We start from the raw sequence: 12,971 nt of genomic DNA, 5'->3' as shown, positions 1-12,971 counted from the left end.
GTAAGTGGTCAGACCTGAATTGTAACTAACTTGTTAATTATGGGAAGTGCGTTATAGTAGAAATGTGAGCGGAGAATTATTAATCACTCATAATTTATTGTTTGTCAGTAGAAAATGACAATATTGCTAAGAAAAATGGAAACGAATAGGATAACTGTGGGATGTAACCTACTGACTATTTTGATAAAAAAAAACCACATCATTCGATGTGGTCAGAATAAAAAACAATTAACGAATAGCCAATTGTAAAATCAGTTTCACCTGATAAGGAGAAAGTAAAGTCAGCCTTCAAAAGGAAATGTTATCTTGCTCAACGGGTTGATTGCTCAACCAGATAACGAGATCAACTATAACGTGAATCTCAATTCATTTATTGAAATAGATCAATTTTATGTTCTTTTACTACTTTTATTCAAATCAATAAGACACAACAAAAGCAGTTACAAAACATATCAATTTTACCATTCATTAACACTCACCATAAAATACCACTTAAAAATCATGATTAATCATCAATTTATCTTCACTGCCATCACAATTTAGAGTGTAAGCTCTAAATGTAAAAAAGTTCCATTTATTTCACAAATAAAACAACAAGTTAAGATTAAAAACACAACAGAAATCAACATAATAAATTAGAGTTTAAGCTCTATTAATATCAACTGAACTGCTATTTATGTACAAATCACGACCAGATCACGAATTTTAACGTTTTTTTAGCAGTGGTCGGATTTGTCGTCTATGATCTGATCGTTATTATCTCGGCATCGAGATCTCAGTCTCAACTAAAATAAATCTTTTCGGTCGTAAGAATTGAAAGGAAATAACAATATATGGAATATAAAAATTATGAATAAGAAGCGCTTGTTTTCTAAAACACTTCTAGCAGCTACCATCACTCTTGCAACACAACAAGCTACTGCTGCCGGTTTCCAACTAAACGCACAATCAGCAACAGGCCTAGGCCGTGCATTTGCTGGTGATGCTGTAATCGCTGATAATGCATCTGTAATGTCACGTAACGCTGCCGCTATGGCTCTTTTTGATTCATCACAATTTTCTGGCGGTCTTAACTATATTGATACAGATATCAAAGTAAGCGATATTCAACATAATGGCCAATCTATTGATAATGCAAATAATGGTAGCGGTACACCTGTACCAAATATTTATTATATTTATCGTTTAAATGACCAGTGGGCGTTTGGTGCTGGTATTTACTCTAACTTTGGTACAACAAATAATTTTGATGATAGCTTTGGTGGCCCTGATAGTGGTTCCCCGCTAGTTGGCGGAGCTCCGACAGCAAAACGATTTGGTGGTACAACTGAAGTAAAAAGCATTAACTATGCACTGACTGTTTCTTACCGTATCAATGAACAATTCAGCCTTGGTGGTGGTCTAGATATAGTTCAAGGCAGCGGTAAACTAAAACGAGATACTGGTTTTGCCAATGATACCCCACTACCTCCAGCAATGGGGGGAACAATAACCACGAATGCTCTAGATGTTGAAGCCGATGGTGTCGGTATCGGTTGGAACTTAGGTGCAGTTTATGAATTAGATGAACGTAACCGCTTTGGTTTTTCATACCACTACAGCCCAGAAATTGAAGCAGAAGGCGACATGTTCTATAACGGTGGTCAAGGTGAAAACCAAATTGATGGTCAAAAACTATTAATGCCACTTCCAAGCATGGCTGAGTTCTCTGGTTACCACGAAATTAAAGACACTAAATTTGCAGTTCACTACTCAGTACAATGGATTGGTTGGAGTGCATTTGATGAACTAAATACTTCTGGTGGCACAACATTAAACACCTATGAGTGGCAAGATGGCATGCATTACGCTATTGGTGGTACTTACTTCTTAGATGATGCTTGGACATTACGCGCAGGTTATATGTACGACACAGCAGCTCAAGATGAAAAAACATCAATTTCAGTACCAGATTCAGATCGTCAGTGGTTCTCAGCAGGTTTCAGCTACCACTTCGAGAAAAAACACACAGTTGACTTCGGCTTGACTTACCTATTAGGCAAAGACGTAGATGTTACAGAAACAGACCCAACAGGCTCACTAACTGCAACTACACACGCAGATGCAATTCTTGCTGGTGTTCAATACAGCTACAGCTTCTAAGATTTACTCTTAAAAGTTTAAAACTAAAAGGTCAGCACACGCTGGCCTTTTTTGATCTTTAAGAAACAGTATTTAGAACGCTACGCAACCCCCTCTAACTCCCCCTTCTATTTACTTTATCGATCTCAATAACTCATCAACCAAGGGGGAGAATCTTCTTTGAAGCTGTTCGTTAAGCGATCACCTCTGAAATCTGCAAGCGAAGCGATCTAAACTCTGCTCCTTCTCGTCCCTATCCCCTAAAAACTAGCCTCTGCTTTTACTAAAATTTCAGCGTACACTTATACCCTCAACCTGAATTCAAACCTACACCTGTGCGCCCAATTAACACATCCGACCAGATTAATACAGAAATTCCGTCTAAAAATGAAACTTTTTACAGAAAAAAGCGCTTAAAACTCGAATAAATCAATTTTTTGTTTGAAGTTTTTACTCTAAAACGTATTATCCACTTCAACTTATTACCACAAAACTCAGCGTACACTTGTACCAATATGGAAAAATCAATGAACAATAATAAAAACCGCCTATCTCTTGCTATTGCACTTGGTCTATTAGGCTCAGTAGCAAGCACAAATTCTATGGCAGCAGGCTTCCAATTGGCAGAGTATTCAGCGACTGGTCTTGGTCGTGCATACGCAGGTGAAGCTGCTATCGCTGATGGCGCTGATACGCAATGGCGTAACGTAGCAATGCTAACGTACTTAGAAGGAACTCAAGTTTCAGTTGGTGGTATTTATGTAAACCCAAACATTGATGTTAAAGGTACCTCTACACAAAGATCTGGTACAACTTCAACTAAATCTGAAGATTTTGCACACGATGCATTTATTCCTAATTTATATGTTTCTCATCGTGTAAATGAACAAATTGCAATTGGTTTTGCTGTTGGCACTAACTACGGTATGGAAACCGATCTAGGCGATGATTTCTCAGCAACAAACTTTGGTAACGAAGCTAGTGTTATCACTAAAGAAATAAACGTAAACATGGCGTATAAAATCAACCAACAATTCAGTGTTGGTGGCGGTGTTCGTTATGTTATCGCCGAGGGTAGTTTTGGGGCTATCATTCCAGAACAATTTGTGATTCCGAACACAGCAGGAACAACCTTAAAATACATGGAAGGCACAGATGAGGCTTGGGGCTGGCAAGTGGGTACAGCTTGGCAAGTCAACGATGCAAACCGCATCGGCTTTAGTTATAAATCTGAAGTAGCATTGGACCTAACAGGCCACGCAGAAGGTATGGGGTTTAAGCTGCCTGCAGGTGGCCGTAAAAATGGTTCAATGGCTCTTGCTTTACCCGCAACAGCAGAACTTGCAAGTTTCCATCAATTGACTGATAAAGTAGCTATCCACGCAAGTTTTAACTGGACAGATTGGAGTAGCTTTGAAAAATTAGAAGCTGACTTTGGTGGCGGTAATACAAGCTTAGTAAAAGAAGAAAACTGGGAAGATAACTATCGCTTAGCGCTAGGTGGTACTTATACCCTTAATCAGAAAGTAACGCTACGTACAGGTGTTGCTTACGATACTTCAGCAGTAAGTGATGAAAATCGTACAGCAACGATCCCTGAAACTGATCGCTTATGGCTAAGCATGGGTGCGGGTTACGCATGGTCTGATAATTTAACTTTCGATGCTGGCTTTACTTATATATTCGCAAAAGATGCTAAAATGTATGAAGGAAAAGATTCAAGCATTACCAACCCACTTGAAGATCCAGCAACATATGGTGGCGAATTCACTGGCGAAACAACAGGTAATGTATGGTTAGTCGGTGTTCAAGCGAACTACCGTTTCTAATCACTGTTGATTGAATGATATTAGGCCTCTTTATTGAGGCCTTTTTTGTATTTAAATCAAAGATACCTTTTATCTTTCTCTCACAATAAAAATGAAACTCTTGTTCAAACAACACATCGCGCTACACTCAATTAATAATCTCTTTTAAATTCCATTATGTGGAGTCATTTAGCCATGTCTTTAATCAATACTTTCAAACGACAACCTGTATTATTAACTCTTAGCGCCTTTTATTCCTGTGTATTTATCTTCGCCGCTTTTGATCCGGTATCACGTGCCGTTTGGATTGCTGAAATTCTTCCGGCACTGTTAATTTTAGCCGGGATATTTTATATGGCTTCGCGCTTCGAGTTCAGTACAACCGCATTGGTTTTAATGTTTGTCTGGCTTATCTTACATACCATAGGTTCTAAATATACCTTTGCTGACGTGCCTTTTGATTGGTTTAATCACTTAATTGGCTCAGAGCGTAATAATTATGATCGTGTTGCTCACTTCTCTATTGGGTTTTATGCCTACCCTATTGCCGAATACCTTATTAAAACAAAAAAATGCTCTGCACCACTCGCTATGGCGTTTGGTTTATTTACATTAATGAGTGTAGCAGCAGGGTATGAAATCATTGAGTGGTGGTATGCAGCAACAGCTGGTGGTGAGGAAGGCATTGCATTTTTAGGTTCACAAGGAGATATTTGGGATGCGCAGAAAGATATGTTGTGTGATACATCAGGAGCGTTAGTCGCTTTATTGTTAATGATATTTCAGCATAAACGCGGCTAGTTTCAGGTTTCAGGTTTCAGGTTTCAGGTTTCAGGTTTCAGGAGATTATAGCCCCTGAAACCTGAGATACTACTGCAAGTTCTTATTCATCAATTTCATCGAGATAATCATCAAGATCATCTTCTGCTTCTAAATCTACTTCCGGCTCAACTTCTGCTTTAAAGTCTTGGCGCTGTAAATAAACATCACGTGTTAATACGTATGGATCGGGAGATGCTTCTAGCATAGGTTCTTGAGAAATTAACTGAACTCGTGATTCCATTCCCTCTAATCCCCACTTTCCTAGGCCTTGCCAGAAATTTAAATAAGAGAGTGGCATATATAAACCATCAACAAAATCTCCTGCCTCTCGTAATGTCCATGGTCCATATCCTGGCAGCATAAAGTAAGGACCATTACCGACACCATAATGACCTAATGCATCGCCAAAAGATTTACTGTCTGGTTTTTGTATCTCAGCAGCGCTGGCAATATCAATTAAGCCGACTAAACCTAATGTCGTGTTCAACCAAAATCGGTTGAAATGCACCATTGCCATTTCACCATTCCCCATGAATATATTGTTTATCATGCTCGATGGTTCATCTAAATTCGCTAAAAAGTTGGCTACCCCCATACGGACTGGCGTAGGAGTGTAATCAACATAAGCAACAGAAACTGGGCGAACTAAATAAGGGTCTAGAATATCGTAATTCAGATCCCACATGACACGGTTAAAGCTCTCTAGGGGATCACCACTATGAGAGTCATCATAATCAACCTCTACAACCTCAGTTGTTTCTAATTCATTATTTTCTTGTTCTGGGGTTTGAGAACACCCAGCAATAAAAAACAGTAACGAACAAGAGATCCATATTCTTTTAAGCACAACACACCTTCGCCTAACTTTATTAATATTATTATAGTTTATATAAAAAAACGGGTAGAAGCTTAATGCCTCTACCCGCCGTAGTATGCCACTTGTTAAGATATATTAATATTGCTTATCAATCTCAACTGATACATTTTTACCAAGTGTGCTTATTGTACTTTCACCGTACCAATCGCCATCTTTAGTTGATACGTTACCATCTTGATCGACACGAGCTCGAACAATGAAATTTGGCATATCAGACAATTTACGCTGTTCGATCATATTGTTGTCATCAGACATCATGATTTTAAGCGGAAAGCGACTCAAAGGAACACGAGCCGCAGCTACTGGCATTGGAGAACCATCTGCAGGATGAATAGAAACAATAACAACGCCTTGAGAAGGCAATTGAACGTTACTGCCTAAGTTCACTGTAATTGGCACTTGCTTCGCTAAATTTACTTCAGGATTAATCTTAGATTGAGCACGCTCAATACTACGAGTTAACATTTCATAACGAGAATCATCAGGACCAATCAGCATTTGCATTGCTTTCCAAGCAGATACCGCTTCTTTGTAATCTTGGCGTTCAAATGCACTGAAAGCCAATAGCGATAATGCTCGTAAATTAGTAGCATCACTACGAAGCACTTGTTTTAGCATTTTCTTCGCTTGTTCTGCTTTTGCATCATCACCAGAAAGCATAAGTGATTGCGCATAACCTAACTTGATATCAACATTCGTTGGTTCTAATGCATACGCTTTTTTCATTGCACCAATAGAAGTATCGATATCACGATTCGACATTCCAATACGACCTAATAAGAACCAACCCATCGCATCTTTTGGCTCATTATGTAGTTTAGTACGTAGTGCCAATGTTAGGTTTGTCATTTCTGAATCACTAAGAGAAACACCTTCAGGATTCATTAATTGCTTAGACAACTCTGGTAAGCGTGCACTTACTTCTTGCCATTTTTCAATTTTATCTATGTTGCCAAACTTAAAGTACAATCCATAAGTAATTGCAATAAAGATAATAACCGAAGGTAAGATAAACAGTCGTGCATTTAAGTTATCTTGCTCTGCTTTCTCTTTCGCTGGAATGTCATCAAGTAATGATTGCTTTAGCTCTGTGATTAACTCATCTTGGTTATTCACTAAGCCTTCAGCATCTTCTTCTTTCAGTTCAGCTAAGCGATCTTTATAGAAAGCTTTATTCAATTCATCTCGGCGCGCTTCATCGTCTTGCTCTCTTGCTTTCCATAAAGGAAGAACGATAAATACCACACCAACAAAAATTAGGGCTAAGGTTGAAATCCAAAACAAAGTCATTTGTTTACCTTCCCATCTTCATTCTTATTCTCATCTAATAGAGCGTTCAAACGTTCTTCATGTTCGTTATCCCACTCTTCTGAATTTGCTTCTATCGTTGTTTTATTCTTTTTGCTACGCAGAACAATAAAACCAAAGCCAAACACAAGTACACCTAATGGACCTAACCACAAGATTAATGTGCCTGCTGTTAATGGTGGATCGTAAGTTACAAAATTCCCATAACGATCAATCATATAAGCAACAATTTGTTCATCAGTTTTTCCAGCTTTAGTCATTTCATACACTTTATGGCGCATGTCCTGAGCTAGCTCTGCACTTGAATCAGCAATGTTATTGTTCTGACATTTAGGGCAACGCAGCGTTTGTCCTAATTCTTTAAATTGCTGTTCTTGTTCTGGTGAATCAAACTTATATAAGTCAATGGTTGCGTAACTTGCTTGCGCCGCAAATAAACTCAATGCGACAGCAGCAAAACTACGAAGACTCCATTTGCGTAAGCGACTATTCATTATTTAGCCTCCTCAACAAGTTGATCATACATTGGCTTTAATACTTCATTCCAATTGCGATCGTTCACATCACCAACGTGGCGGTAGCGAACAATGCCATTGCTATCAATTAAAAAAGTTTCAGGAGCGCCATACACGCCTAAATCCATACCAAGCATACCGTCACCATCAAACAAAGTGATTAAGTAGGGATTACCAAGCTCTTTTAGCCATTGAATTGCACCTGCTCGCTCATCTTTGTAGTTCATACCTATAATTTTAACACCTTCAGTAGCAAGGGTATTTAGGTATTGATGTTCGGCATAACATGTTGGACACCAAGTCGCCCAAACATTTAGCAGTAAAGGCTCACCTTTAAAAATGCTTTGATCGTACAGTTTACCTTCTTCAGCTAAATCTTCTAAACGGAACTCTGGTACGTGTTTACCAACTAAGACTGATTCAAGCTTCGTCGGGTCATCACCATTTGAGTTGCGTGTTAACTGGGTAGCAAACACAGCAACCAAAATTAAAAACAGAGCTAAGGGTGCAAATAAAAAGTTCTTATTCATAATTTAAGCTTCCTGTTTTTTTGCTGTTTTACGGAAACGGTAGCGCTTATCAAATAAAGCTAACATCCCGCCAATCGCCATAAATAGTGAACCAGCCCAGATCCAACGTACAAATGGTTTGTAGTAAATGCGTACTGCCCATGAACGGTTATCATCCAGACGCTCACCCATTGCGATGTATAAATCACGAGTAAAGCCGCGATCAATCGCTGCCTCTGTCATCATTGAGCCTGCTGTTTCATAGAAACGTTTTTCAGCATGAAGCGTATTAACAGCTTTACCATCTAACGTAATATCAAAATCAGCGGTGTAACCATCATAGTTAGGGCCATCAGTGTCACGAACACCAGCAAAGTAGAACTGATAACCGTTCATTTCAATGTGCTCACCCGGTGCTAAACGAACATCTTTTTCGATGCTGTAGTTTTGTACCATGGCAATACCAATGATAGTAACAGCTAGACCAATGTGCGCGAACATCATTGCCCAGTGGCTACGACCTAGTTTTGTTAAACCAACAGAAAATGAGTGACGGTGAGTTGCACGTTCGTACAATTCAAAACCATGTAAGATCACGATCCAAATAGACATCATCCAGCCAAGGTATGGCATGAATTGGAATCTATCAGCAAAGATTACCATGAAGATTGCAGCTAGTGGGATTGTAATCGCACCAGTAATTATCATGCGTTTTGCTAAATGACTTAAATTATCACGCTTCCAACGGATCAGAGGACCGATACCCATTAAGAAAGCAAACGGGATCATTAACCATGCAAACAACATATCAAAGAATGGTGCACCAATGGAGACGGAGCCCAAACCAAGCTGTTTATGAACAAGCGGTAGCAATGTACCAACAAGCACAACAACTAATGCTGTCATTAATAAAGTGTTGTTAGCTAATAGTGCATTTTCACGAGAAAACAGTGAGAAATTACCACGAACTCGTACAGATGCACCTCTCAGTGCAAACAGCAGTAGTGAACCACCGATTACCATCACCAAGAAACCAAGAATAAACATACCTCGAGCAGGGTCTGAAGCAAAGGCGTGAACCGATACTAAGATGCCTGAACGTACAAGGAATGTGCCTAATAAACTTAATGAGAAGGCTAAAATAGCAAGTAATACCGTCCACGCTTTAAACGTACCACGTTTCTCTGTTACTGCCAGTGAGTGCATTAATGCTGTACCAGCAAGCCAAGGCATAAACGATGCGTTTTCTACTGGATCCCAGAACCACCAGCCACCCCAGCCAAGTTCATAATACGCCCACCATGACCCTAGAGAGATACCCACTGTTAGGAATGACCATGCGGCGATTGTCCAAGGACGAGACCAACGAGCCCAAGCCGTATCTAAACGACCAGCCATTAATGAGGCAATAGCGAAAGAGAAAGCAACCGAGAAACCAACATAACCCATGTATAGCATTGGTGGGTGAATGATTAGACCCGGATCTTGCAGAAGCGGATTTAAGTCACGACCATCAATAGGGAAGAATGGAAGAGTACGTAGGAATGGGTTTGATGTAAGAATTATGAACAGTAAGAAACCGACATTAATCCACCCCATCACAGCCAATACACGCGCAACAGATTCTTGTGGCATACCGCGACTGAATGTTGCAACGGCTACAGTCCAACCAGCCTGGATCAGAACCCAAAGTAATAGTGAGCCTTCATGAGCCCCCCAAACTGCGGTTAAACGGTAATACCAAGGAAGTAAACTGTTTGAGTTACTTGCTACGTATTGCAAGGTGAAATCATTAATGTAGAACGCCCACATTAAAATTCCGAATGATAAGCTGAGGAGTAAGAACATACCCCACGACAATGGTCTTGCACTTTGCATTAATGCTTTATTGCCACGGCTTGCACCGTACATAGGCAATATACTCAGTAGGATCGAAAGTCCTAAAGAAGCAATTAAGGCAAAATGACCGAGTTCTGCGATCATTGACCTGTTCCTTGTTTTTGTTGTTCTGTGTATTGAAGTGGTTCATGCGTTTTCTTCATTGCTTCTGCAATTTCAGGTGGCATGTACTCTTCATCATGCTTAGCTAATACTTCGTGAGCCTTTACTGTGGTTGCATCAACAAGAACACCTTGTGCAACAATACCTTGGCCTTCACGGAATAAATCAGGAAGAATGCCGTTATAAATAACCGTCACTTCAGGACCAATATCAGCAACTTTAAATGACACTTCAAGAGACTCGCTATCACGTTTAACAGTACCCGCGACAACCATACCACCAATACGAAGACGCTGACCTACCTCTGGTTTAGTACCGTCTGGCTTACCATTAACAAGTTCTGTTGGTGTATAGAATAAGTCCATATTTTGATTCAATGCATATAACATTAAACCAATCGTTGCACTGACCCCAAAGAATAGAGCAAGGATCAATCCCAGGCGCTTTTTACGTCTTGGATTCATAGTGTGTTCTCCATAGTTTTTGCTTTTTTAATTCGTTCTTCTCGTGCCATTTTCTGCTCTATCTCTTTTAGCAATTGGCGACGCTTGCCTAAGCTAGAAAACAAAATCCAGAATAATGAGAGAAAAGTGGCACCGAATGCGCCCCATACATAAGCGGCATAACCGCCCATGGCTAAAAAATCACTGAATGTATCAAAATGCATTACAATAATCCCTTTTTCTCAACTAACGCTCTAACCCAAGGACGATGGCTCTCTTTTGCTAAAATTTCATTCCTAAAGCGAATAAGAGTCACAGAACCAAAGAAAGTTGCAAAACCAATGATATTTAATAATAAAGGCCACAACATATCAGAAGAAATGGAAGGTTTATCAAATTTAGTGATACTTGCGCCTTGATGAAGTGTATTCCACCACTCCACTGAGAAATGGATAATTGGTAGGTTAATTACCCCTACAATCGCAAGAATACCAGCTGCACGAGCGGCTGTGCGTTGATCATCAAATGCACTATAAAGCGCCATTACACCTAAGTATAAGAAAAGAAGAATAAGCTCAGAGGTTAAACGTGCATCCCATACCCACCATGCACCCCACATTGGTTTACCCCAAACAGCACCAGTTAATAATGCAATAAAGGTAAATACAGCGCCAATAGGAGCCATTGCAGCAGCAGCCATATCAGACAGTTTTAATTGCCACACTAAACCGATAAAAGCAGCTATTGCCATCGACATATAGGCACCCATCGATAAAATGGCAGAAGGTACGTGAATATAGATAATTCTAAAGCTGTCACCTTGCTGATAATCAGACGGTGCAAACGCTAAACCCCAGATCGTTCCTACGGTTAAACTGATGATCGAAATCACCGCAAACCATGGCAACAGTGTGGTACTTAATTGATACGCTTTTTCTGGTTTAGCGTAAGGATGTAGCCATTTCCACATTGGTTTATCTCACTTACTCAAATATAAAAATTATAATTATGTTTATTGGACACTAACACGCAAAGCTGAACTAATTGCAAATGGCGTTAATGTTGCGGAGCCCATAAAAAGAGCACCTAAAATAGCTAGTTGGCCATTATAAGCCATCCCTAGGCCTGCAGCATCAATCGCTGATGTCGCAAAGATTAGAACCGGGATATATAAAGGTAGAATCAATAAGCTTAGTAAAACGCCACCTTTTTGTAATCCTACAGTTAAAGCAACGCCAACAGCTCCAAGAAAGCTCAATGTTGGTGTTCCCAGTAATAGTGTTAAAACAATTGCTAACCAAGAATCAAAATCCAAAGATAATAAAATAGCAAGCAATGGGCTAATAATGATCAATGGCAAGCCAGTTAGCACCCAATGAGCAAAAACCTTAGCCAAAACTAATACTGACAACGGTGTCGGCATCAGCATCATCTGTTCTAATGACCCATCAGAAAAATCATCTCTGAATAATCGTTCTAAAGAAAGCAATGCGGATAAAAGTGCGGCAACCCACACAATCCCTGCTGCTATACGTGCTAAAAGCATCGGTTCTGGGCCAATACTTAATGGAAAAAGCGTAATAACGATGATAAAAAACCACAACGGGTTAAGAACATCGGCCTTACGACGAAACGCTATTAATAATTCACGTCGAATAATTGTTGTCATTGAAGTCAGCATCTACTCACCTAACCTAATTTTTTTCAATTCATCACTGTCGGTGAATAAATCTTGGTGAGTGGTCAATAAAACGATACCGCCTTGTTTTGCATGGTCCATGAATAATTGCTCAAGCACTTTCACGCCCTGTTTATCAATCGCGGTTAGTGGCTCATCTAAAATCCATAATTTGTGATTACTTAACCACAATCGAGCCAATGCAACACGACGTTGCTGCCCTGCTGATAACTGTCCAGCGGCAACATCTTCTCTTCCTGCTAAACCAACACGAGCTAATGCATCCCAAATTGCGGGTTCATCGTAATTATTATGCATTGATTGATAGAAGGCTAAATTCTCAAATGCAGTTAACTCTCGCTTAACTCCAGTATGATGTCCAAGAAAAAGTAAATCAGAATGAAACTCTTCTCGATGCTGCTTAGTTAATTCGCCATTCCAATAGATATCACCTTCATCCGCATAACCTAACCCTGCAATAATGCGAAGTAATGTTGTTTTACCTGCACCATTTTGCCCTTCAATTTGAATTAGCTCACCACTAGATATGGTAAAACTGAGCTGTTCAAATAAAATGCGTTCATCTCGAATACAGGTTACGTTGCGAATTTCTAGCATAACTGTCTATTGTTAAAAAATATTATCGGCATTCTAGCACAGCAAAAACGATGAAACTTAGATATAAAACAAATCTATTTAGATAGATAAGTAAATAAGTATGTCCTTTCGTTTCATTTTTTTAATACCTTATAATCTATAAGGGTATCAAATGGTTACTGAAAAGATAAACGCATACTACTTTATGGTTATTTTAATAATTTAATCATAAATTACTTTTTCTTTAGGCATAAAAAAAGCCCCTCAAATGAGGAGCTTAATAATTTTTTGG

At 39.4% G+C, this 12,971-nt stretch carries 13 protein-coding genes; 3 read left to right on the top strand and 10 right to left on the bottom strand.

Annotated features, from left to right (window positions below; genetic code table 11):
• Positions 1 to 849: 849 nt before the first annotated feature.
• From BTO23_RS02010 to BTO23_RS02000, 3 genes are all read left to right on the top strand, one after another.
• Positions 850 to 2,142 (top strand): outer membrane protein transport protein, encoded by a 1,293-nt coding sequence (locus BTO23_RS02010; protein ID WP_060991527.1) that lies wholly within the window; start codon positions 850 to 852, stop codon positions 2,140 to 2,142.
• A 506-nt stretch (positions 2,143 to 2,648) separates the two neighbouring features.
• Positions 2,649 to 3,950 (top strand): outer membrane protein transport protein, encoded by a 1,302-nt coding sequence (locus BTO23_RS02005; RefSeq protein WP_060991528.1) that lies wholly within the window; start codon positions 2,649 to 2,651, stop codon positions 3,948 to 3,950.
• A gap of 174 nt (positions 3,951 to 4,124) precedes the next feature.
• Positions 4,125 to 4,730: a DUF2238 domain-containing protein gene (locus BTO23_RS02000; protein WP_060991529.1), complete on the top strand. Its 606-nt coding sequence runs from the start codon at positions 4,125 to 4,127 to the stop codon at positions 4,728 to 4,730.
• Between the two features lie 82 nt (positions 4,731 to 4,812).
• On the opposite strand, the gene BTO23_RS01995 is transcribed toward BTO23_RS02000, so the two are convergent.
• The 10 genes from BTO23_RS01995 to ccmA form a co-directional block, all read right to left on the bottom strand.
• A complete protein-coding gene (locus BTO23_RS01995; RefSeq protein ID WP_061002985.1) occupies positions 4,813 to 5,598 on the bottom strand; it encodes an MlaA family lipoprotein in 786 nt (261 codons plus the stop codon).
• 105 nt (positions 5,599 to 5,703) lie between these two features.
• On the bottom strand, positions 5,704 to 6,918 hold the full coding sequence (ccmI, locus tag BTO23_RS01990) for a c-type cytochrome biogenesis protein CcmI (RefSeq protein ID WP_060991531.1): 1,215 nt from the start codon (positions 6,916 to 6,918) through the stop codon (positions 5,704 to 5,706).
• Positions 6,915 to 7,430: a cytochrome c-type biogenesis protein gene (locus BTO23_RS01985; RefSeq protein ID WP_060991532.1), complete on the bottom strand. Its 516-nt coding sequence runs from the start codon at positions 7,428 to 7,430 to the stop codon at positions 6,915 to 6,917. Before BTO23_RS01985 ends, ccmI begins: the two co-directional genes overlap by 4 nt.
• A complete protein-coding gene (locus tag BTO23_RS01980) occupies positions 7,430 to 7,981 on the bottom strand; it encodes a DsbE family thiol:disulfide interchange protein (protein WP_060991533.1) in 552 nt (183 codons plus the stop codon). Before BTO23_RS01980 ends, BTO23_RS01985 begins: the two co-directional genes overlap by 1 nt.
• Positions 7,982 to 7,984: 3 nt before the next feature.
• Entirely contained in the window at positions 7,985 to 9,943 is a 1,959-nt protein-coding gene (locus BTO23_RS01975) for a heme lyase CcmF/NrfE family subunit (RefSeq protein WP_061002987.1), read from the bottom strand.
• Positions 9,940 to 10,425 (bottom strand): cytochrome c maturation protein CcmE, encoded by a 486-nt coding sequence (gene ccmE, locus BTO23_RS01970; protein WP_060991535.1) that lies wholly within the window; start codon positions 10,423 to 10,425, stop codon positions 9,940 to 9,942. Before ccmE ends, BTO23_RS01975 begins: the two co-directional genes overlap by 4 nt.
• Positions 10,422 to 10,628 carry a heme exporter protein CcmD gene (gene ccmD / locus BTO23_RS01965; RefSeq protein ID WP_061002989.1) on the bottom strand — a complete coding sequence of 69 codons (207 nt, stop codon included), beginning with the start codon at positions 10,626 to 10,628 and terminating at the stop codon, positions 10,422 to 10,424. The genes ccmE and ccmD overlap by 4 nt, the downstream gene beginning before the upstream one ends.
• Complete coding sequence (locus BTO23_RS01960; protein WP_061030199.1) at positions 10,628 to 11,374, bottom strand: heme ABC transporter permease; 747 nt, start codon at positions 11,372 to 11,374, stop codon at positions 10,628 to 10,630. The genes ccmD and BTO23_RS01960 overlap by 1 nt, the downstream gene beginning before the upstream one ends.
• 42 nt (positions 11,375 to 11,416) lie before the next feature.
• Positions 11,417 to 12,085 (bottom strand): heme exporter protein CcmB, encoded by a 669-nt coding sequence (gene ccmB, locus BTO23_RS01955; protein WP_060991538.1) that lies wholly within the window; start codon positions 12,083 to 12,085, stop codon positions 11,417 to 11,419.
• Positions 12,086 to 12,700, bottom strand: coding sequence for a cytochrome c biogenesis heme-transporting ATPase CcmA (ccmA, locus tag BTO23_RS01950; RefSeq protein WP_060991539.1), 615 nt, complete (start codon positions 12,698 to 12,700; stop codon positions 12,086 to 12,088).
• Positions 12,701 to 12,971 lie beyond the last annotated feature (271 nt).

Source organism: Aliivibrio sifiae, assembly GCF_002954715.1.
Taxonomy (GTDB): domain Bacteria; phylum Pseudomonadota; class Gammaproteobacteria; order Enterobacterales; family Vibrionaceae; genus Aliivibrio; species Aliivibrio sifiae.
Note: the sequence above shows the minus strand (reverse complement) of the source record. Positions and strands in the feature narration are given on the sequence as shown.

Coding starts and splice junctions, on each gene's coding strand:
- BTO23_RS02010 (WP_060991527.1), top strand. CDS start 850: ATGAATAAGAAGCGCTTGTTTTCTAAAACACTTCTAGCAGCTACCATC.
- BTO23_RS02005 (WP_060991528.1), top strand. CDS start 2,649: ATGAACAATAATAAAAACCGCCTATCTCTTGCTATTGCACTTGGTCTA.
- BTO23_RS02000 (WP_060991529.1), top strand. CDS start 4,125: ATGTCTTTAATCAATACTTTCAAACGACAACCTGTATTATTAACTCTT.
- ccmI (WP_060991531.1), bottom strand. CDS start 6,918: ATGACTTTGTTTTGGATTTCAACCTTAGCCCTAATTTTTGTTGGTGTG.
- BTO23_RS01985 (WP_060991532.1), bottom strand. CDS start 7,430: ATGAATAGTCGCTTACGCAAATGGAGTCTTCGTAGTTTTGCTGCTGTC.
- BTO23_RS01980 (WP_060991533.1), bottom strand. CDS start 7,981: ATGAATAAGAACTTTTTATTTGCACCCTTAGCTCTGTTTTTAATTTTG.
- BTO23_RS01975 (WP_061002987.1), bottom strand. CDS start 9,943: ATGATCGCAGAACTCGGTCATTTTGCCTTAATTGCTTCTTTAGGACTT.
- ccmE (WP_060991535.1), bottom strand. CDS start 10,425: ATGAATCCAAGACGTAAAAAGCGCCTGGGATTGATCCTTGCTCTATTC.
- ccmD (WP_061002989.1), bottom strand. CDS start 10,628: ATGCATTTTGATACATTCAGTGATTTTTTAGCCATGGGCGGTTATGCC.
- BTO23_RS01960 (WP_061030199.1), bottom strand. CDS start 11,374: ATGTGGAAATGGCTACATCCTTACGCTAAACCAGAAAAAGCGTATCAA.
- ccmB (WP_060991538.1), bottom strand. CDS start 12,085: ATGCTGACTTCAATGACAACAATTATTCGACGTGAATTATTAATAGCG.
- ccmA (WP_060991539.1), bottom strand. CDS start 12,700: ATGCTAGAAATTCGCAACGTAACCTGTATTCGAGATGAACGCATTTTA.